The sequence below is a fragment of the Lapillicoccus sp. genome, from assembly GCF_036559105.1.
GTDB lineage: Bacteria > Actinomycetota > Actinomycetes > Actinomycetales > Dermatophilaceae > Lapillicoccus.
Map to the genome: position 1 here is coordinate 25,451 of NZ_DATBTV010000049.1, position 20,409 is coordinate 45,859.

Here is a 20,409-nt window from a genome sequence, read left to right on the forward strand (position 1 = left end):
ATCCGTCCACCCTCACACCCGCAGGAGACCGCCATTACGCCGGATCGAGCTCCCGGGCCCGGCAGCTCGAAGCCCTGGGCTTCCTCCAGATCAAGCTGGCTGCGGCCCAGCAAGTCCCTTGGACGGGGGGTTCGCCGTTCAGTCCTAGACGAGCAGGTGGTGCGAGTCAGTCCGACTTCTGCCGCTCCTCCGCAGACATGATGTGCAGGACCGCGTTGATGAGGCCGAGGTGGGTGAAGGCCTGGGGGAAGTTCCCGAGGTGCCGGCCGCTGGCGGCGTCGATCTCCTCGGCGTAGAGCCCGAGCGGGCTGGCCATCGAGAACAGCTTCTCGCAGAGACGCCGGGCGTTCTCGACCTCCCCGATGAGCGCGAAGGCGGACACCAGCCAGAAGGAGCAGATGGTGAAGGTGCCCTCCTCACCACTCAGCCCGTCGTCGGTGTGCTCGACCCGGTAGCGCAGCACCAGGCCGTCGTCGGTGAGCTCCTCGGCGATGGCGTGGACGGTGTTGCGGATCCGCTCGTCGTCCACCGGCAGGAACCCCACGAGGGGGATGAGCAGGGTCGACGCGTCGAGGGCCGAGCTCCCGTAGTGCTGGGTGAAGACGCCCCGCTCGTCGACCCCGTGGGCGAGGATGTCGGCCTTCATCTCGTCGGCGGCCGCCTGCCACTCCTTGGCCCGCTCGTGCTGCTCACGGACGCGGGCCAGCTTCGCGCCACGGTCAGCGGCGACCCAGCACATGACCTTCGACGAGGTGAAGTGCTTGGGTTCCCCGCGTACCTCCCAGATCCCACAGTCCGGCTCGGCCCAGTTCTTGATGGCCGCGTCGACGAACCGAGCGAGGATCGTCCACAGGCGGTCGTCCACTCGGTCGCGGGATCCCTTGTGCACCCACACCGAGTCGAGGATGGAGCCCCAGACGTCGTGCTGCTTCTGGTCGAACGCCCCGTTCCCGACGCGAACCGGGCGTGAGCTCTCGTAGCCGTCGAGGTGGTCTAAGAGCCGCTCCTCGAGCTCCCGCTCGCCGCCGATCCCGTACATGATCTGGACGTCGTCACCGACGCCGGCCACGTCGGCGATGAACGAGAAGAAGTCGTCGGCCTCCCAGTCGAAACCGAGGCGGCCCATCGCCCAGAGGGTGAGGGTCGAGTCCCGGATCCAGGTGTATCGGTAGTCCCAGTTGCGTTCGCCCCCAACGGTCTCCGGGAGAGAAGTCGTGGCGGCGGCGACCAGTGCACCGGTCGGCGCGAAGGTGAGGCCCTTGAGGGTCAGTGCGCTGCGCTCGAGGTGGATGCGCCACGGGTGGTCGGGGAACCGGCCACGCGCCAGCCAGTGCTGCCAGTGGTGCGCCGTCCAGACGAGGCGCTTGTAGGCGTCCTCGTGGGTGTGCGGGGGCTCGTACTGCGACCACGAGAGCGCGACGAAGTGGGTCTGACCCTCTTTCATCAGCGTCCGCGCCATAGCCCGGTGGCCCTCGAAGCCGAGCCGCATGTCGGTCGTCAGCCGCAGCCGGGGCGCGTACTCGCTCGGCTCGGTGACGGCGTCGTGATAGCCGTCGCCGTCAAAGGTCCAGATCGCCGGTTCCTGGCCGTAGTTGAGCATCGGGCTGCAGTCCAGGGACATCTGCACCTCGCCGTTGACGCAGCGCACCTCGCGCAGGAAGACGTGCTCGCAGTCGTAGTCGGTGGGCGCTCGGCGGTGGCTGTTGGACCGCGAGTTCTCGTGGTGCCACGGACCGATGAGGAGGCAGTCCCGGACGATGACCCAGCCCGTCGGCGTGCCCCAGCTGGTCTCGAGGATCATCGTGCCGGGCAGGTAGCGCCGGGCGGCGGGCACGCGGGCATCGGCCGGCCCCAACCGGAACCCGCCGGCGTCCCGGTCGAGGATCGACCCGAAGATCGAGGGACCGTCCATCCGGGGCAGGCACATCCACTCGACGTTGCCGCTCGGAGCGACAAGGGCGGTCACCTCGCAGTCCGACAGGAACGCGTACTCCGCGATCGGCGGGTACGAGGAGACGGTCGTCCAGTCGGTCTTCTCGATGTTGCCGTCCAAGGTCGTCGCCCTTCTCGGAGGGTGTGCTGCTCGAAGTGTGACGGCAAAGCGCCCGTGTCGTACAGAGGAGTCGTGCTAGACACCACGCCATGGCGGGTCGGGGGCGGCTTTCGGCGTGGGTTCGTCGTCACAGCGGCAGTCGTCGCGACGCTCGTGCTCGTCGTCGTGACAGTGGCCATGTTGCTGCTGCCGGCGGCCAGCCCGCGACGGCTCGTCACCGGCGCTCTGGAGGCCGGCGACCCGGCCTTCTACGCCGTCCCCACGTCGACGCCCGCCGCGCCACACGGACGGTGGTCCGGTCGGAGGAGCTGCTCTCGGTTCCCGACGGGTCGCGCGCGTGGCGCGTCCTCTACCACTCCACGGACCCCGCCGGCCGCGACACCGTGCTCTCCGGCATCGTCGTCGCCCCGGACTCCCCCGCGCCGGCGGCCGGGCGCGCCGTCGTCGGCTGGGGACATCCCACGACCGGCGCCGCGGCGAGCTGCGCCCCTCCAACGGCGTCGACCCGTACCTCCTCGTCGAAGGGCTGCCGGACCTCATCCGGGCCGGCTACGTCGTCGTCGCCCCCGACTACCCGGGTATGGGGTGTCCCAGCCCCGAGCTCCTACCTCATCGGACCAGCGGTCGCGGTGCCTCCTCGACGCCGTTCGCGCCGCGCATGAGCTACCGACCGGTGCGACGACCACCACCGTCCACTGGGGCCACTCGCAGGGCGGCCACGCCGTCCTCCTCGCCGCACTGCAGGCCGCGTCGTATGCGCCGGAGCTCATCGTCCGCGCCGCCGCAGTCGTCGCCCCGGCCGCCGACCTCGGGACTCTGCTCGACGACGACATCGGCGACGTCTCGCGAGTCACCATCGGGTCGTACGCCGTCGCGGCGTACCAGCAGGCCTACGCGGCGCAGTACCCCGGGCCTGGAGCTGACCAGCATCCTCACGGACGCCGGAGCGGCGGTCACCCAGACGATGGCCGGTCTCTGCCTGTTCGGCGACATCGACAAGCTGCACGCTCTGGCGACGCCGCTGCTCGGAAGGTACCTGCCCAGCGATCCCCGGACAACCGAGCCCTGGTCGGCCATCCTCGCCGAGAACACCCCTGGGGCACCGCCCGCGGGACTGCCGGTGTTCGTCGCGCAGGGCGGCGCCGACACCCTGGTGATCCCCAGTGCGACGGAGGGCTCCGCGGCGGCGTCGTGCCGTGGGGGTGGGCGGATGACCTTCCGCCTGTACCCCACCGACACCCACGGGACGATCGCCAACACCGCGATGCCCGACGTGCTGACGTTCCTGGCGAAGGGGCTGGCCGGCACCCCCGCGCCCAGGTACGTGTTGACGCATCGCGCTACGTTCCTGTGAAGATTCAACAACGATGCGACTACTGGTCGATTCGGCCCTACCCTGGGCGGGTGCCGCGGTCAGGGGCTGGCTTGTCACGGGACCACTCGGTCCTGTTCTACGACCATGCCCGGCACGCCGTCGATCAGCTGGCCGACTACGTCGCCGAGGGGCTCTACGCCGGTGAAGCGGTCATCACGGTCCTCATGCCGGCGCACGCCCATACCCTGGGGGCGGCTTTGCAGCAACGAGGAGTCGACGTCGAGCGGGACCAGGACGAGGGACGGCTGTTCCTCCTCGACGCCGGCGAGACCCTGAGCACCTTCCTCGTCGACGGAGTTCCGGACCGACAGCTCTTCGCGCAAGGGGTCGGCACCCTGCTGTCCGGCCTCAACGAGAGTGGGCGTCGGGTTCGAGCGGCCGGCGAGATGGTCGCGCTGCTCTGGGCCGAGGGCAACGTCACCGGGGCTCTGGCGCTCGAGGCGGCTTGGAACCGGCTGGCCGACGACCTGGACTTCGACCTGCTCTGCCCCTACCCCGCCACCGTCCTCGACGGCGGCCGGCTCGACGTCGTCGGACGGCTCTGCGCGCTGCATACCGACGTCGTCGCCCCGGAGACGTATGCATCGGGCCCGGACCGTCTCGTCGCGCCCGGTCTCACGACCGGCGTCTTCGTCCCGGCGCCCGAGGCGGTCGGCGCCGCCCGGCGCCTCGTGGCCCTGGCGCTGGCCGACTGGTCCGCGCAGCGGGGCCGGCCGCTCGACGAGCTCCTGGTCGCCGACGCGTGCCTCGTCGCCTCGGAGATGGCGGCCAACGCCGTGACCCACGCGCGGTCCGCGTTCGAGGTGACCGTCACCTGTTCCGAGAACTCGGTCCGGGTCTCCGTGTCGGACGTCGCCCCCGGCACCGTCGAGGAGCACCACGGCCGGCTGCTCGACCTCGGTGGCCGCGGCCTGACCATCGTCTCCGACGTCGCCGACCACTGGGGCTGTGAGACCGTCCCGGGCGGGAAGGTCGTCTGGGCCGAGCTCCTGACCGGCCAGCCGGTGACGCTCTGACCGACTGGGACGGTGCGAGCTACCGGCGCGTCAACACGGTGCAGCAGTGGCTCGCTCGTCGTGCGCTGGACGACGTGGACCTGACGGGGGTCACCAGCCTGCTCGACGTCGGCTGCGGCGACGGCCGCGTGACGCAGTCGCTCGCCCAGCGGATCCCGGACGGGCGGTGCGTCGGCATCGACCCGTCACCGGGGATGATCGCCGTCGCGCCGGCCTCGGGCAACCTGACCTTCGAGGTCGATGCGGTCGGGACGATGAGGTTCGACGACGAGTTCGACCTCGTCGTCTCGTTCAACGCCCTGCACTGGGTGACCGACCAGCGGCGCGCGCTCTCCGCTGTTCGGGCGGCCCTGCACGTCGGCGGGCGGGCGGTGCTGGTGTTCGTGTGTGGGGGTCCGCGGCCCAGCGTCGAGGACGTCGCGATGTCGGTCACGGCGACGCCGCGCTGGGGTGAGTCGTTCGGGGGGTTCTCCGCGCCGTTCGTTCACCCGGAACCCGAGCAATGGCAAAGGGATGCGACGTCGGTGGGACTTCGGGTGGACGACGTCCGCGTCGACGACCTGTCGTGGGACTTCGGGTCGCGTGAGGCGTTCACCGAGTGGTGTGCGGTGGGGTTCGGAGGGTGGACGGGGCACCTGGCGGCGGAGGAGGGTTCGGCGTTCGTGGCACAGGTGGTCGACGCCTACGCCGAGGCGACGGGTTCGGACCAGGTGTTCCGGTTCATGCAGCTGGTCGGACGGCTGACGAACGCCTGACCCGTCGCCGTGGAGCGAAGGCGCCGTACCAGCGACACTCGCTTCGTTCAGCACTCCACCGCCGGGGCCTCCTGGGGAGGGAAGTCGGTGCGGTGACCCCGACGTCGCTCCCCGCAGAGGTATGTCGAGCCGGCTACGTCACGGTGAGGAGGAGCAAGCGGTCGTCGCCGGCGGATGCCCGTCGCCCGCGTCCGCCCGACGGTCGCCTCGGGCGGAATCCCGGGCTCACGCGGTCTGCTCCATCGGACAGGAGGGCGGCAGCGCTCGGCTTTCCGCGCGCCACCGCACCACTGAGGACGAGTGAGCCCCGCTATGAGGTCTCGGCCATGACCGACGACGGGGCGGGGGCGCTCTGGGGCCGGGCCGCGACGGCCAGGTCGGGCCGCTGCCGCGCCGCGCACACGACCGACACGAGCAACGCGCCGACGGTCCAGCCGACCAAGGTCAGACACGGGCCGACCACGTCGCCCCCGCCGCCGAGAAGGAGCCGTCCCGCCGGCGCCACGAACTGCGGGAGCGGGAGGACTCCGTTCAGCGTCTGCAGGGTCGCCGGCGCGGTCTCGATGGGCACCAGCCCACCGAACGCCGCCACCTGGATCGCGACGACGGCGATGCTCACCATGCGCCCGACGCCGCCGAACACGGCCACCAGCGCCTGGTTGGTGGCGGCGAAGGCCGCAGCGACCTCGGACCTGCCACCGAGCGCGGCGACGATCGAGCCGGTCAGGGCCTAGCGGCTGTACGGTCCACGGCCGGTTCCGGCTCGAAGCTGACCGGTGCTTCGAACGCCGCCTTGCGGGCAGCACGTCGGAACGCGCCGAGGACCGCCGGTCCGACGAGCAGGATCACCACCGCTGTCGTCGCGGCCCGACCGGTGTCCCACCCCAGCGACGTCGCGGCGTCGAACAGGAGGTAGCGATGCCACTGTTCGGAGAAGTCGGCGCCCGGGAGGTAGGCGATCGAGCTGCCCGGGTCGAGGGAGAAGGGCCAGAACGACAGGTTGAGCAGGAAGCCGAACAGGTAGCCGGCGACTGCCCCGTAGACCGCGAGCATGACGATCTCGGCCCTGCCGCGCACCCGAGGCAACAGTCCGGCGATCAGCCCCACCCAGGCCGCCCCGAACATCTGGTAGGGCAGCCAGGGTCCGACTCCCCCGGTGATGATGGCGGAGGCGAACAGGGTGGTGCACCCCAGGACGACCCCGAAGCCGGCGCCGAAGACCCGTCCGGCGAGGATGATCGTGAAGAAGACGGTCTCGATCCCGGCCGTGCCGGCGCCGAGGGGCCGGAGCGCCGCACCGATCGCCGACAGGACGCCGAGCATGGCCAGGGCCTTGGCATCGATCCCGCCCTCGGCGACCTCCGCGAGGACCACGGCCAGGACGACGACGAGCAGCACGCCGAACATCAGCGGCGCTGTCTGCGCGCTGCCGAAGGCGCCGGGCTCGACGACGAACGGCCACGTGAAGGCGACGATGCCGAGGAACGACGCCATCGCGATGGCCAGGGCAGAGCGGGGTCGGAGCCGAACGGCCTTGACTCGGAGAGTAACTCGCGCCTCTCCAGCACTGGTCCGGCTCACGAGCGCACCAGGTGGAGGGAGCGGGCGACCTGGTCGACGGTGAGGTACGGCAGCGGCGCCAGCACCTTGGCGACCTGCGGTGCGAAGGCCGGCGACGCGACGATGACCTCCGTGGTGTCACCGTCGGCGACGATCTCGCCCTCGGCCATCACGACGACGCGGTCGGCCGCCCCGGCGACGAACTCGACGTCGTGGGTGCTGACGACCACGGCTCGTCCCGCCGCGGCCAGGTCAGCGAGGATGCGTGACAGCGCCTCCTTGGCGGCGTAGTCGAGGCCTCGGGTCGGCTCGTCGAGGAACAGCACCGGGGGCGACGCCGAGAGCTGGACGGCGAGGACGAGGGCGAGACGCTGCCCCTCGGACAGGTCGCGCGGGTGGCCGTCGTCGGCGATGCCGGGCGCGAGCCCGTCGAGGATGTCGCGCGCTGTCGGTCCGCCCACGGTGGGGACGGGGCCGACAGCCAGGCTCGACGCGTCGTGGCCGGCCTGGTCCAGCTCGGCCGCGACGGTGTCCCGGTTGAGCAGGTCGGCCGGCGTCTGCGGGACCATCCCGACGAGCCGGCGCGCGCCGACAGTGCCGAGGGCCTGTGGGTCGTGGCCGTCCACCTGGACACGGCCCCCTTGCCGCCGCCCGGAACCCTGGAGGGCCCAGAGCAGCGACGACTTGCCTGAGCCGTTGCGGCCCATGAGCGCGACCACCTCGCCGCTGCGGAGGGTGAGGTCGACCTCCCGGACGGCGACGAGCTCGCCGTAGCGGACCACGACCCCGGTCGCGGACAGAACAACCCGACCGGCGGGTGGTTCGGGCCGGACCGGCGGCGGAGGGCCCAGCCCGTCAAGCCGTTGGCGCAGGTCCGGGGCCTGCCGCCGCGCGTCGCGGACCGACAACGGCAGCGGGGACCAACCGGCCAGCCGGCCCAGCTCGACGACGGGCGGCGCGATGCTCGTCGAGGCGAACATCGCGGCCGGAAGACCGTCCTGGACGGACCCGTCACCCGGCAGGTGGATCACCCGGTCGGCGAACTGGGCGACCCGCTCGAGCCGGTGCTCGGCGAGGACGACAGTGACCCCGAGGTCGTGGACGAGCCGGGTGACGGCGGCGAGGACCTCCTCGGCCGCCGTAGGGTCGAGGGCCGAGGTGGGCTCGTCGAGCACGAGGATCCGCGGGTGCGCGGTGAGCACCGACCCGATCGCCACTCGTTGCTGCTGACCGCCGGAGAGCTCGAGCAGCGGCTCGGCCCGCAGCTCGGCGAGCCCGAGCAGGTCGAGCGTCTCCTCCACGCGCTTGCGCATCACCTGCGCCGGCACGGCCAGCTGCTCCATGCCGTAGGCGAGCTCCTCCTCCACCGTGTCCGTCACGAACCCGGCCAGCGGGTCCTGCCCGACGACGCCGACAACGTCCGCGAGCTCGCGCGGGGGGTGGTGCGCCGTGTCGCGACCGTCGACCACCACTCGGCCGGCGAGCGTGCCGCCGGTGAAGTGCGGGACGAGCCCGTTGATGGTCCCGAGGAGGCTCGACTTGCCGCTGCCGGTGCGCCCGACCACCAGGCAGAGCTCGCCCTCCTCGATGGTGAGGCTCACGTCGCGCAGCACCGGCCGCCCGGCGTCGACGTAGGTGACGGTGACCCGGTCGAAGGTGATCACGCACGCACCGGCTCTCGGACCGGGGGCGCGACTGGTCGGGACGTCCGGGTCGACCGGACCGGTGGTGGCGCGACCACCGCCGGCAGCGCGGCGAGGAGGACGGCCAGGGTGGGGACGAGGGGCAGCGTCGGCCACGCCAGAGGGCTGACCACCGGGGTGAGGTTCAGCGGGTCGTAGCTGCTGGTCACGAAGAACACCACGGCGGTAAGCACGCCGCACCCGGCGACGACCCACTCCGGCCACCACCACGGGTCGGGACGGTACGTCGTCCGCGTCACGCGCCGGCTGCCCAGGACGAGGCCCGACACGCAGAGGACCGCCCCCACGGCGAGCGAGGGCAGCCCGAGCAGGCGGGGCGCGGTTCCGTCGAGCAGGCCGTAGGCGCCCGCGCACATGCCCAGCAGCCCCGCCACGAGCAGCCCGCCGGTGAGCCGCCGGGTCCTCGGCGTGTCCGTGCCCTGCCGTCCGTACCCCCGCGAGTCCATCGCGGCGGCCAGCAGCAGCGACCGGTCGAGGGCGTCCTCAAGCACCGGCATGAGGATCCCGCCAAGGGCGCGCAGGCCCTTCTCCGACCCGGCCCGGAGCCGGCGGGCGTTCCGCACCCGCTGGATGCTCTCGACCAGCTGCGGCGCGATGCTGATGGCGACGACGAGGATGATCCCGAGCTCGTACAGGGCGCCCGGCAGCGCGCGCAGCGCGCGCCGAGGGTTGGCCAGGGCGTTGGCCGCTCCGATGCAGCACATCAGGGTGCCGAGACGCAGCCCGTCCACGGCGGCCGCCAGCACCGCCTCGAGGGTCACCGGACCGAGCACCTGGATCCCCGCATACCAACCGGGCGTATGGAGTGCCGGCAGATCGAACAGCACGTGGTCCCCCAGCGAGACCGGCGCCGCGAAGACCACGCGGAAGGCGATGCGGACCACCATGATGACGCCGGCCAGTGCCAGGTAGTACTTGAACGCCCTGGCCCACGGCGCCCGGGTGCGGCGGGAGCTGACGACGAGCCCGAGCACGCCGAGGACGAGGACGAGCAGCAGCGGGTTGGTCGTGCGGCTCACCGCGACCGCGAGTCCGATCGCCCAGACCCACCAGGCAATCGGATGCAGCGCACGCGGGATCCGCGCCGCTCCGTGAGGCCGCAGGTACGCCACGATCGAGTGTCGCCTAACCCATGGTGCGCCGGCGACGCAGGGCCATCACCGCGGCGGCCGCACCGAACGCGACAAGGAGGACCATCGCGGTGACCGCCGGCCAGGGCGAGCCGGTCGACGTCTCCGCGGCGGTAGGGGCGGCTCGCACGTCGGTGATCGGCAATCCGGTTCCGGTCGACGTCCCCGACGGGACCGCGGAGGTGCTCGAGGCGGCCGCGTCGCTCGACGTCGCCGACGCGTCCGAAGCCGCCGACGTGGTGGGTGATGACATGGTGGATGACGACGTGCTGCCCGTCGTCGTGCCCGGTGTCGCCGTCGCCGCACCGGCCTTGGGTGCCGGGGCGGATGCGGTGGAGGGTGCCCGGCCGCCGGTCGACCCGCCGGTGCCGGTGCCGCCTCCCGTCCCGCCTCCGGTGCCACCTCCCCCAGTGCCGCCGCCGCCTCCGGTGCCTCCTCCGGTGCCGCCGCCACCCGTGGTCGTGGTCGTCGGTACCGGTGCCACGGGCGCGGGCGCGGTGGCACGGACGGAGGCCGGCGAGAACGACGGCCCGCCGCTCGTGCCGTCGGAGCCGGTGGCGCCGTAGACCCAGGCGTCGACGCTGCCCGCCTTGGGCCGGTAGCTCACCGCACCGAGCTGGCTGTAGGACCAGCCGGACTGCCCGGGGTCGGAATGCCAGTAGGACCAGTACCGGGTGGCCGGCGGTGTCACGATGCACGGGTCGGCGGACGCAGTGGGCAGGCCCTTGATCCGGCAGACGAACCCAGGACCGTCGTGTGCCGTTCCCACCGAGGGGAACCCGGCGGAGTGGAGGGCCTCGAACCCGGTCGTCGGGGTCGGGTCACAGCCCCGTTCGAGGCCACCGCCGAAGGGGCGGAAGTCGACCACGACGACGACACCGGTACTCGGCGTGCAGGCCCCGGGGTCCGCGAGAGCGGGTGCCGCCCCGGCGCCGACGAGACCCGCCGCGGCGACGGCCAGAGCCGTCAGCACCCGAGGCAGGAAGCGTCCGCACCTGGTCACCGGCGGCCGCCGCCTGCGGTCATCCGTCGGCCGACGAGCAGCAGCAGCCCGGCGAGGAGAAGCAGCACGCCCACCACCACGATGAGACCGGCCGGAGTGCCGGTCGACGCCAGGCCGCCGCTGGCGGCCACCGTTCCGGCCGGGGTGGAGCCCCCGCTGGGTGTCGACGACGCCGACCCGGTGGACGTCGGCGGGGTCGTGGCGCTGGTCGAGCTGGTCGTGCCCGACGGATCAGGGGTGGTGCTCGTCGTCGTGGTGGTCGGCGACGTCGTGGTCGTCGTGGTCGTCGTGGTCGCGGTGGTCGTAGGTGGCGCCGGGTCGACCGGAGTGACCGGGTCGACGAGCGTCGTGAGGAACGCTCCGGCGAGGGCGGGCACCGCTTGGGTCGTCGCGCGGGTCCGGGTGCCGTCGTCACCGGCTTCGGTCGGCGACACGTCGAAGCCACCATCGGGACGCTGCAGACCGACGAGGAACCCGAACGCGGCCTGCGCCCCGTTGACGGAGCCGGCCGGGGTCGAGCCACCGGCGATGGCCGCGAGGGCGGCCGCCTTCGCGGACGTGGCTGCGGCGGCCGCCTTCGTCCCGACGTACCCGCCTCGGTCGAGGAGGGCGAGCACCGCCTGGGTCGCGAGACCCGTCGAGTTCGAGTTGACCCCCGCCGCACCCGACCAGCCGCCGCCGGCGCTCTGTGCGGTGCGCAGGTACTCCCAGCCGCGGGCGACCGAAGCCTGGCCGCTGGGCTGCAGGCTGAGGGCCTGAACCGCATACCCGGTCGTGTCGACCTCCGAGGTGCACGCAGCCCCCGGCGCGATGAGCACGCTGGAGAACCCGCCGTCGGCGCACTGGAGCTGTCCGAGCCTCGTCAGCGCCGCAGCCGGGACCGCGACGCCCGCGCGGCCGAGGGCCAGCACGGCGAGGGCTTGCGACACACCGGAGTACGCACCGCGGAAGTCGCCGGCTGCGGTGCACGCGTCGAACGCGTTCGGGTCGGGGTTGCCGGTCGTGCAGACGTTTCCCGTGAGAAGGGCCAGCAGGTCGACACCACCGAACGCCGACGGATCCTGCCCCGTCGACTCCGCGAGGACGGCGAGCTTGCCGGCCGCGCCGCTGTAGGGCCCGCCGGCGGCACCGGTCTGGTCGACGTAGTCGCCGACGTGGGCGCGCAGGTAGCCGACGACCTTGGCCAGCGTCGCGTCCTGGCTGTTCGCGCTCGCCAGGGCCAGTGCCAGGTCTGCCGTCAGGCCGTAGTCCACGAACGTCACGGTGCCGCCCTGACCGTCGTCGAACGACGACTCCAGGTGGGTTCCGTCGGTCAGGCGGCCGACGAGGTACGCGGCCCCGGTCACGGCGTGCGCCGAGGCTCCGAGGTCGTGCAGCAGGGTCGCATACGAACGCCCGACGATCCCACCCACCACCTGCGCCGTCGCACGCACGTCGGAGGAGTCGTTGGCGCTGTCGATGTCGAACCCGCCGTCACCGTTCTGGGCGCCGGCGAGGAAGGTCAGGGCCTTGGCGATCTGGGCCGAGTGGTCGCCCGCCGAGAGCCGCAACGCCTGCACGGCGAGTGCCGTGGAGTTGGTGCTGTGAGCGGGCTCGCTGCCGGATGGCGCGAACCCCGGGAAGGCGCCGTCGGCGAGCTGGGTGCGCGCCACCCAGGCGATCCCGCGTGCCGTCGCGGCCGCCGCGGCGTCCCCTGGCACGAGGGTGAGGGCCATGACCGCGATGGCCGTGCTGTCGACGTCGGAGGCGGCTCCCCCCGACGGGATGAGGCTGGGCCAGCCGCCGTCGGCGTCCTGCAGGCCGAGCAGGTACGCGGCCGCCGGCGCGACGACGGCGTCCCCGGCACCGCCGCGGACCTGGCCGATGAGGCCGAGGGCCTGCTTGAAGACCGAGGAGCTGCCGGCGTAGCTGCCCGCCCCAGCGCAAGGGGACTGGCTGATCGGCGTGGTGCTCGTGCAGGTGGCCTTGGCCAGCTCCGCGACGAGGTCATGGCCGGCGAAGCGGTGCGGGTCGCGTCCGGCGACCTTCGCGAGCAGCGCCAGCTTCCCGATCGAGCCACCGTCGACGAACCCGGTGCCGATGCCCGTCCACGAGATGACGTCCGTGCCGGCGTGGTCCTTGCCGTTGGCGGCGAGGAAGTCGACGAGCTTGCCGTATGCGGCGTCCTTCCCCCCCTGTGCGGCGAGGGCCAAGGCGCCGTCGATGGTCAGGCCCCAGTCCGCCTGCCCGAGACCGAACGGGTCGTAGTAGTGGCCGTCGACCAGCTGGGCCGGCGCGGTGAGGTAGGCAGCGGCCCGCTGCGGGTCAGGTCCGGTCGGTGCGGCCGACGCCTGGTGCGCGCCGACGAGCAGCGCCGAGCCCATGCCGATGGCCGCGAGCGCGGCGAGTGAGGTACGCCGGCGGCGGTGGGTGGGGCGGGTGGCCGGCACCGGCATGGGATCGCTCCTCGAGCGGTTCGGACGTCCGCAGCCGGTCAGAGGCCCGAGACCAGTCGACACCCGCTGGTCCACGGACCACAGGGCGACCGCTCGGAACTCCCATCGCAGGCCACGACGATGTCTGTCGGAGTCTTTGCGACCGTGCGGTAATCCGGCTCGAGACCTTGCGACCTCTCACGGCTGCGGGACAGCGCCGGACTCACACCGGCTTCCCCACACGGCAGCAGAGCTGGATCCGGAAGGGGACCGGATCCGGGGCCGAACCTATCCTCCGCTTCGCGACCGCGTCAACGCGGCCCGGCGCGGTCCACCGAGCGGACTCGGGACGGCGGCGCGAGGAGGTCGCCTACGCTGGACGGATGGCCCGCGTCCTCGTCACGGGGATGTCCGGAGCCGGTAAGAGCACGCTCCTGGCGAGCGTGGCGGCCCGCGGCCACCTCACGGTTGACACCGATGACGAGGGCTGGCATCGGCCCGACGGTCGGTGGGTCGAGTCTCGGATGGACGAGCTGCTCGCCCGCCACCCGACCATCGCGGTCTCGGGGACGGCCGACAACCAAGGCCTCTTCTACGACCGGTTCGAGCACGTGGTCTACCTCTACGCCCCGGTCGACGTGCTGCTCGCCCGGGTGGCGACCCGCATCGCCAACCCGTACGGCAACTCCCCCGAAGACCGGGCGGAGATCGTCCGCAACGTCACTGACGTCGAGCCTCGCATTCGAGCCGGGGCTACGGTCGAGCTGGACGCGCGCCGCGCCAGCAGCGAGCTCGCCGTCGAGCTGGAGCGACTGCTCGGCCCCCGCTGATGCCGGCGTCCGGCGGCTGGCCACCTGGAGCGCGAGTCAGTGGCCATGACGGGCGGCTTGTTCCGGCACTCGACTTCGGCCAATCAGCGGACCTGGGCTGAGCGACAGGGTAGGACTGGTCCTGCGCCCGGGGGCGTACCGGCTGGATGGTCGCGAGGCCGCCCCGACCCCTGGGAGTACCCCCGTGACCGAGCCCCTGCCCCGCCGCACCGTTCTGCGAGGACTGACCACCTCGGCCGTGGCCGCGGCGGCAGTGCCCTGGATGACGGCGCCGGCCTCCGCGAAACCCCAGGACCGGCTGACCGACTGATCGGACTTCGGCCGCAAGGTGGCCTCGGCGTTCGACGCGCTGCCCAACGTCGCCGGGGCGCTCTCCTCTTCAGTGCCGACCAGGTGAGGGAGCGGGTGTTCGCCCCCCGCCGGAATGACGGATGCGCGGATCCTCGGCGACCCACGGGGCCAGGTGGAGGACTACGCCACCGGCAAGGCGTTCGACCTGCGCGGAACGGTGGTCTCGGTGCCGTTCGCGCCGATGGGTGCCTACGGTCCGTCCGGTGGGGCGATGGTGAGCGTGAGCGACATGGCGGCCTGGGTCCAGCTACAGCTGCGCCGGGGCCGCTCGGTCTCGGGTCACCAGGTCGTGTCGGCGGCCAACCTGGCCGAGTGCTACGTACCGCACGTCGACGTGCCGGCCGGCCTGCCGGGTTCCCTGTCGATGAGCTACGGAATGGGTTGGAACGAGGTGAAGTACGCCGGCTGCACCCGCCTCATCGCGCATGGCGGTGCCATCGACGGGTTCAACACCTTCATGGCGTTCTTCCCGGAGCACGACCTCGGCCTCGTCGTCACGACCAGCCTCAACACCATGGTCAGCGGCGATCTCTGGCCGTTCTACTCACTCTCCCTGCTCCTTGCCCAGCGGTTCGGGATCAACCCCGCCGGTCCACAACAGGTTCTCGACTCGAACGCGACCCGGATGGCCACGCTGGTCGGTCTCGCCCGGCAGGCTCGGCCGGCGGACCTGAAGCTGACCGAGCCCTGTCTGGGGTACTACGAGCTGTTGGTCCGTCGTTCGTCAGGGCCGTGAGCTGCAGCTGCGGATCGGCCCTCGCGTGTTCGGCCTCCAGGGCCTGCCTGACGGTAGCGACGTCGTCTCCAGCGGTGCGGGGTCACCCTTCCCCTCCGGCTGGCCAAGGAGGCCGACGGCACGCCGCACATCGAGATCACGGGCGTCGAGACCGTGCGCCGCACGACCGGCCTGTAGGACCGGTCCGACCGCCTCACGAAAGCCGGCGGCCCGCGCCATCCCCCGGCGTAGGGATGACTCTTGGGGCACAACGACGGTCGTCATACTTGGCCCTGGTTTCGATGCCGGAGGCGAGTGCAGGCCGGTTGACGAGGGAGATGGCGCGATGACGGGGTCCACGAGTCCTGGCCTCAGCGAGCTGGTAGGCGTCGAACCGGGGTCGTTCGCCATGGGATCCGTGGACTTCTACCCCGACGAGGCGCCGGTGACGGAGGTCTCGGTGGAGGCGTTCCGCATCGAGCGGCACCCGGTCACCAACGAGCAGTTCGGGCGGTTCGTCGAGGACACCGGTTACGTGACGGTCGCCGAGCGACCGCTCGACCCCGCCGACTTCCCCGGCGCGGACCCCGAGGTCCTGCTCCCGGGCGGGCTGGTGTTCGCGCCGACTCCGGAGCCGGTGCCCCTGAACGACTGGACGGCCTGGTGGCACTGGCGCCCGGGTGCTCGGTGGTGCGAACCGGGCGGACCTGGCACCGGGCTGGCCGGACGTGAGCACCACCCGGTCGTGCTGGTCGCCTACGAGGATGCCCTCGCCTATGCGCGCTGGGCCGGCCGTGACCTGCCTACCGAGGCGGAGTTCGAATTCGCTGCTCGCGGCGGCAGTGACGGCACCGTGTACGCCTGGGGCGACGAGCCGCGTCCCGGTGGACGGTTGATGGCCAACACGTGGCAGGGCCGGTTCCCGTATCTCAACGCCGGAGCGGACGGGTGGGTCGGCACCTCGCCGGTGGGGACCTTCCCGGAGAACGGGTACGGCCTGGTCGACATGATCGGCAACGTCTGGGAGTGGACCTCCACGTACTACGTCGCCGGACCCGACCGGTTCTCGGCGGCGGGCACCGGTGCCGTGACGGGCCCCGGCGACGCGCATACGACTGATGCCTGTTGCGCACCGTCGGCCGCCGCAGTGCGACCCGGGCTCACGCAGGACGAGCTCGCCGCGCGGTCGATCGCGCCCGGCGAGACCCAGCCCCGTCGAGCCCTCAAGGGCGGCTCGCACCTGTGCGCTCCGGAGTACTGCCTGCGCTACCGCCCGGCGGCACGGTCCCCCCAGTCGGTCGACTCGGCCACGACCCATATCGGGTTCCGCTGCGTCGTCCGTTGACCGGGAGGCCGGCGCAGTGCTGGCCGGGCGAACCGCCGCCGATAGCGATGACGACGTCGTCGGTCACGATGGCAGTTGCTCACCGGCATGCTCGGCCACCATGTACGAGGCGTACCAGTCCGGCCAGTTCTCGTCGGCCTGCCCGATCCGCTTCTCGTGCTCCCCGTGGGCCGCCGCCGCGCGGCGGAGCGCGCTCGCAAGGTCCGCCGCCGAGGTGAACCCGGTCTCTGCGTCGACCCGGCCGGGTAGCCGGGTGGTGACCTCCTGCAGCAGCCAGCCGTTTCCGTCCGGGTCCCTGAAGGTGGCGAAGGAGCTGTAGCTGGCGTGATCGGGAGCCGGTCCGCTGACCCGACCGCTCAGGTTCTCACCCTGGAACTGAGCACCCGGCGTTCCGGGGTAGAAGACCTCGCTGACGTCAACACCCCTGGCGACGAGCTCGTCACGAGCGGCTCGGACGTCGGAGACGATCAGGTAGACACCCGGTGACGAACCGGGTGTGGCCGAGGTGATCTTCGAGCCGAACTGGACTGAGCAGCCGGAACCGGGTGGGGTGAACTGCACGACGCGGAACCCGTTGTCGAACGGGAAGTCGGCGTCGAGCCTCCACCCGAGCTGCCCGTAGAACTCCTTTGCGCGGTCCACGTCGGAGACAGGAATGACCACCACCTCCAGCTTCACATCGACGTTGTCGCTGCTCGCGGTCCCGCTTGCATCGTTGTCGGCCTCGGTCGTGCTCATGCCATCCTCCCTTGTTGTGTCGTTAACCCATCTCGGGCGTTGACGGCTGCGATCCCCGCGAATCGTCCCGTTACCGGCCCCGGTCGGAGGATCCCTAGGTCCCACGCCCGTGGCTCACACCGGTGGACGTGGTGGCGCACGAAGGGCTCCCCTGGCGTACCTGGGAGCCAGGTGGGTTCACGTCTCGAGGCTCCTCGGGCATCGACATGATCGCAAGGCCCTCGTCGACCTGGACCGACCCATCACCTCTCGCGTTCTGCACCGTGCCAGGCGGCGAATTTGCTGACCTGCGCCGAGGTACCTCAGGACGGCTTGAGGAATCGTAGGTAACACGCGGCGAATACCAAGACGATTCCCACGTTCACCATCAGCCGTTCCCAGCCGTGGTCTCTGAAGAACAGGAGGTCCACCCCGACCACGACGATGATCATCGCTATGGCGTAAAGCAGTCCGACCATCGGCCTTCTCACCTACGTCCTCCGCAACCAGCCGGTTTGGCTGTCAACGCCGACTCGCCAGGTGTAGCGCGAAGTCGAGGCTAGCCGTGTTTGCTGGATACGCCCTGTGGGGAGTGGCGATTCGACAGCCGTCGTCAAACCCGACCTCGAGCTCCTCAAGCGAACACACCACCGTCCGACCTACAGGACACCAGTGGCCTTGATCTCGGCCACCAACGGTTTGAGCGCGCTGGACCCACTCTCCGTTGAAGGGGATCAGGTACCCGGTCACGAGTCCTCCTCTTCCGGACGGCTTTCGGGGCGCCCCCGGCGACATCCCCTACCCGGACAACGAACGACAGCGTCCCGATCGCGACCGGGGGCTTGGGTGGGAGGTCGACCTCACCGATCGGAGCCGGACCCCAGCCCTCACGCGTGAGCGGCGTCGAGGGCCGCCTGGAGACTCTGTTGGTAGCCCTCGCTGGTGTATGTCGCGCCGCTCACCGTGTCGATCTGTGCCGACTGGGCCTGAAGCGCCTCCTGACGGAGGATGGGCGCGGCCGAGGCGCTGATCTGCACCGAAGTCCGGTTGCTGTTCGTCAGCTGCACCGCCACGACGTCGGTGATCTTGGGGCCGGAGAGGGCGACCTGCACCTGAACCGGACCGTACCGCGTCGACACCGTGGGGCCGGTGACATGTCGGTTGGACGGGGTCGGGGCGGACGGCGAGGGCACCGATCCCCCGGCGGACGTGGACGAGGGCGCCGAGGGCGACGCCGACGTCGAGTCTCGGGTCGGGCGTGCGGTCGACGTCGACGAGGGTGCGGGACTGTTGCCTGCGACGCTGGTCTCAGACGGTCGGTCGCCCGCGTTCCAGGCAAGAACCAACGCCCCGACCCCCACGGCGGAGGCCGCAACGGCGGTCAGCGGCCTCACCAGGTGAACCGTTCCGCATGGATCTGGGCAGGAGGCACTCCGGCCCGACGCAGGCTGCGCCTGACCAGGTCCATCCATACGGCGGGTCCGCAGACGTACACGTCTTGACTCCGGGGATCGCCCACCAGCAGCCTGAGGCGGTCCGCATCGTCCGACCCCCGCATGCCGGCCGGGAACCACGACCCCGGTACGGGCAGCCCCGTCAGCAGGTGGCATCGGTGCCCGCCGCGCCGGGCGAGGGTGACGACCTCGTCGCGAAGCACCAGCTGGTCCTCGGTGTCGGCGCGGTAGAGGACGGTGACAGCACCCGGCTCGGCGGCGTGGTCCCGGACCATCTCTTCCAGTAGCGCCCGCACGGGGGTCACGCCGATTCCCGCGGCTATCAACAGAACCCGCGAACGCGTCCGTCTACGACTCGTGAACGCCCCGTACGGACCTTCGATGAGCACGCGCGTACCCGGTCGTAGCTCGGCGAGGGCGCGAGAGTGGTCTCCGAGGTCGCGCACGGTCAGCCGCAACCGGTGACCGTCGGGTCGACGCGAGAGGGACCACGGGTGGGCGAACGCCCACAGTCCAGGCGCGAGGAACCGCCAGTTCAGGTACTGTCCGGCCCGCGCGTCGAGCTGGGCCAGGTTGCGGCCACTGACCCAGACCGACCACGTGTCGGGACCCTCCATCACGACCTGGTCGACACGCAGTCGGTGATGGATGCTGCGGAAGACAGGGACCGCCACCCGCCACCAGATCACGGCCCCGGCGGTGATGACGTACAAGCCGACCCAGTAGATGCGCACCGTCGGCGACGCGGACAGGTCGGAGCCGGTCGACAACTGGTGAGGGACCGCCAACGCGACGGCGGCGTATGCCGTCAGGTGGACCAGGTGCCATCTCTCGTAACCGACGGCGCGGACGGCGGCGCGCACCGAGGTGACCGCGATGACGACGAGAAGCGCGGTCGCGGCGTTGGCCGTCAGCATGTCCGGCACGTCGCGCAGCATCCGGAAGGGTTCGACGGCCCAGCCGGTCGACGCGCTCAGGCCGTCGCGGGCCGCATACCCGACGACCAGGGCCTCGACGTGGACCAGCACGAGCGGCACCGTCACCCGGCCCAACACCCGGTGCGCCTTCAGGGCCCGGTCGTTGCCGTAGACCCGGTCCACCCACGGCAGCCGGGCGGCGAGCAGCAGCTGCAACAACAGCAGGTTCACCGCGACGAGGCCCGTGACGCGACCCACGGCGACGAGCCGCTCCGACCACGACCCTGTGGTCAGGTCGAGGCTGCCACCGTCCCTGAGGAACAGCGCGACAACGAGGAGCAGGCCAGCCAGTGCCGTGAGCTCGAGGAGGTCCCCGACTCGGGCCCGCCACCGACGCTCGCGCGGCCCGGTCCGTCGCACCTCAGGCGGGTCGCGGCGCGGAGCGGGTCGCCGGGCTCGGTGAGTCTGAGTAGCCATGTCCCCATGCAAGGGTGTGGATCTCAGAGAGATCTGAGGAGCGCGTGCCACGATGCCCCGATGCCGACCGGTGCCCGGGTGCTGCTCGTCGAGGACGACAAGGAGCTGTCCGGGCTGCTCGAACGGCTGTTGACGGGTGAGGGTTATGCGGTCAGCATCGCCCGCGACGGCCAGGAGGGTCTGCACCGGGGTCTCGTCGGCGACTGGGACGTGCTGGTCGTCGACCGCGGCCTTCCCGCGATCGAGGGGCTGGAGCTTGTGGCGAGACTCCGCGCGTGCGGCGTCTTCGCCCCGGTGCTCGTCCTCACCGCCCGAGACACCGTCACAGACCGGGTGGAAGGTCTGGACGCGGGCGCCGAGGACTACCTCGGCAAGCCCTTCGAGGTCGAAGAACTGTTGGCGCGGCTGCGAGCCCTGCTCCGACCGCGCGGCGGGAACGCGGCGACCCTCGCGCTCGGACGCGGCGAGCTCAGGCTCGCCGAGGCCAGGGTCGTCATCGACGACACCGAGGTCGACTTGTCCCGTCGAGAGGCTGAGTTCCTGGCCGTGCTGGCCCGCAGCCCGAGACGGATCTTCACCCGGGACGAGCTGCTG

20 protein-coding genes, 1 pseudogene and 1 riboswitch are annotated in these 20,409 nt (G+C 71.6%); of the genes and pseudogenes, 10 read left to right on the top strand and 11 right to left on the bottom strand.

Going from position 1 to position 20,409, the window contains the following annotated elements; all coding sequences use genetic code 11:
* Positions 1–166 precede the first annotated feature (166 nt).
* On the bottom strand, positions 167–2,053 hold the full coding sequence (locus VIG79_RS06580) for a glycoside hydrolase family 15 protein (RefSeq protein ID WP_331883671.1): 1,887 nt from the start codon (positions 2,051–2,053) through the stop codon (positions 167–169).
* A 177-nt stretch (positions 2,054–2,230) separates the two neighbouring features.
* Between VIG79_RS06580 and VIG79_RS19760 the strand changes: the two are divergent.
* A pseudogene (locus tag VIG79_RS19760) lies at positions 2,231–2,818 on the top strand (hypothetical protein); the annotation flags it as partial.
* Here VIG79_RS19760 and VIG79_RS06585 read toward each other — a convergent pair.
* Positions 2,717–3,010 carry a hypothetical protein gene (locus VIG79_RS06585; RefSeq protein ID WP_331883674.1) on the bottom strand — a complete coding sequence of 98 codons (294 nt, stop codon included), beginning with the start codon at positions 3,008–3,010 and terminating at the stop codon, positions 2,717–2,719. The pseudogene VIG79_RS19760 and the gene VIG79_RS06585 sit on opposite strands and share 102 nt — an antisense overlap.
* A 7-nt stretch (positions 3,011–3,017) precedes the next feature.
* Between VIG79_RS06585 and VIG79_RS06590 the strand changes: the two genes are divergently transcribed.
* From VIG79_RS06590 to VIG79_RS06600, 3 genes are all read left to right on the top strand, one after another.
* Positions 3,018–3,407: a hypothetical protein gene (locus tag VIG79_RS06590; protein ID WP_331883677.1), complete on the top strand. Its 390-nt coding sequence runs from the start codon at positions 3,018–3,020 to the stop codon at positions 3,405–3,407.
* Between the two features lie 71 nt (positions 3,408–3,478).
* Positions 3,479–4,444 (top strand): MEDS domain-containing protein, encoded by a 966-nt coding sequence (locus tag VIG79_RS06595; RefSeq protein ID WP_331883679.1) that lies wholly within the window; start codon positions 3,479–3,481, stop codon positions 4,442–4,444.
* A gap of 38 nt (positions 4,445–4,482) precedes the next feature.
* Positions 4,483–5,199, top strand: coding sequence for a class I SAM-dependent methyltransferase (locus VIG79_RS06600; RefSeq protein WP_331883681.1), 717 nt, complete (start codon positions 4,483–4,485; stop codon positions 5,197–5,199).
* A 310-nt stretch (positions 5,200–5,509) separates the two neighbouring features.
* Here VIG79_RS06600 and VIG79_RS06605 read toward each other — a convergent pair whose 3' ends face one another.
* From VIG79_RS06605 to VIG79_RS06630, 6 genes are all read right to left on the bottom strand, one after another.
* Entirely contained in the window at positions 5,510–5,848 is a 339-nt protein-coding gene (locus tag VIG79_RS06605; protein WP_331883683.1) for a hypothetical protein, read from the bottom strand.
* 74 nt (positions 5,849–5,922) lie between these two features.
* Positions 5,923–6,693, bottom strand: a complete 771-nt coding sequence (locus VIG79_RS06610; protein WP_331883685.1) for an ECF transporter S component — start codon at positions 6,691–6,693, stop codon at positions 5,923–5,925.
* 83 nt (positions 6,694–6,776) lie between these two features.
* On the bottom strand, positions 6,777–8,423 hold the full coding sequence (locus tag VIG79_RS06615; RefSeq protein ID WP_331883688.1) for an ABC transporter ATP-binding protein: 1,647 nt from the start codon (positions 8,421–8,423) through the stop codon (positions 6,777–6,779).
* Complete coding sequence (locus VIG79_RS06620; protein WP_331883691.1) at positions 8,420–9,574, bottom strand: energy-coupling factor transporter transmembrane component T; 1,155 nt, start codon at positions 9,572–9,574, stop codon at positions 8,420–8,422. The genes VIG79_RS06615 and VIG79_RS06620 overlap by 4 nt, the downstream gene beginning before the upstream one ends.
* Positions 9,575–9,587: 13 nt before the next feature.
* Entirely contained in the window at positions 9,588–10,565 is a 978-nt protein-coding gene (locus tag VIG79_RS06625) for a hypothetical protein (protein ID WP_331883694.1), read from the bottom strand.
* 26 nt (positions 10,566–10,591) lie between these two features.
* Complete coding sequence (locus VIG79_RS06630; protein ID WP_331883697.1) at positions 10,592–13,030, bottom strand: prenyltransferase/squalene oxidase repeat-containing protein; 2,439 nt, start codon at positions 13,028–13,030, stop codon at positions 10,592–10,594.
* A gap of 148 nt (positions 13,031–13,178) precedes the next feature.
* Positions 13,179–13,247: riboswitch (cobalamin riboswitch) on the bottom strand.
* 145 nt (positions 13,248–13,392) lie between these two features.
* Between VIG79_RS06630 and VIG79_RS06635 the strand changes: the two genes are divergently transcribed.
* The 4 genes from VIG79_RS06635 (at position 13,393) to VIG79_RS06650 (ending at position 16,250) form a co-directional block, all read left to right on the top strand.
* Positions 13,393–13,839: an AAA family ATPase gene (locus VIG79_RS06635; protein WP_331883700.1), complete on the top strand. Its 447-nt coding sequence runs from the start codon at positions 13,393–13,395 to the stop codon at positions 13,837–13,839.
* 184 nt (positions 13,840–14,023) lie between these two features.
* Positions 14,024–14,149: a hypothetical protein gene (locus VIG79_RS06640; protein WP_331883703.1), complete on the top strand. Its 126-nt coding sequence runs from the start codon at positions 14,024–14,026 to the stop codon at positions 14,147–14,149.
* A 114-nt stretch (positions 14,150–14,263) separates the two neighbouring features.
* Positions 14,264–14,926 (top strand): serine hydrolase domain-containing protein, encoded by a 663-nt coding sequence (locus tag VIG79_RS06645; RefSeq protein WP_331883706.1) that lies wholly within the window; start codon positions 14,264–14,266, stop codon positions 14,924–14,926.
* A gap of 325 nt (positions 14,927–15,251) precedes the next feature.
* Positions 15,252–16,250 (top strand): formylglycine-generating enzyme family protein, encoded by a 999-nt coding sequence (locus VIG79_RS06650; protein ID WP_331883709.1) that lies wholly within the window; start codon positions 15,252–15,254, stop codon positions 16,248–16,250.
* A gap of 63 nt (positions 16,251–16,313) precedes the next feature.
* Here VIG79_RS06650 and VIG79_RS06655 read toward each other — a convergent pair whose 3' ends face one another.
* A complete protein-coding gene (locus VIG79_RS06655) occupies positions 16,314–16,988 on the bottom strand; it encodes a VOC family protein (RefSeq protein ID WP_331883712.1) in 675 nt (224 codons plus the stop codon).
* A gap of 866 nt (positions 16,989–17,854) precedes the next feature.
* Entirely contained in the window at positions 17,855–18,079 is a 225-nt protein-coding gene (locus VIG79_RS06660; RefSeq protein WP_331883715.1) for an FMN-binding protein, read from the bottom strand.
* Positions 18,080–18,116: 37 nt separating this feature from the next.
* On the opposite strand from VIG79_RS06660, the gene VIG79_RS06665 reads away from it, so the two are divergent.
* On the top strand, positions 18,117–18,368 hold the full coding sequence (locus tag VIG79_RS06665) for a hypothetical protein (RefSeq protein WP_331883718.1): 252 nt from the start codon (positions 18,117–18,119) through the stop codon (positions 18,366–18,368).
* Here VIG79_RS06665 and VIG79_RS06670 read toward each other — a convergent pair.
* Entirely contained in the window at positions 18,358–19,815 is a 1,458-nt protein-coding gene (locus VIG79_RS06670; protein ID WP_331883721.1) for a ferredoxin reductase family protein, read from the bottom strand. The genes VIG79_RS06665 and VIG79_RS06670 overlap by 11 nt on opposite strands.
* A gap of 60 nt (positions 19,816–19,875) precedes the next feature.
* On the opposite strand from VIG79_RS06670, the gene VIG79_RS06675 reads away from it, so the two are divergent.
* A partial coding sequence (locus tag VIG79_RS06675) for a response regulator transcription factor (RefSeq protein WP_331883723.1) occupies positions 19,876–20,409 on the top strand: 534 nt, incomplete at its 3' end.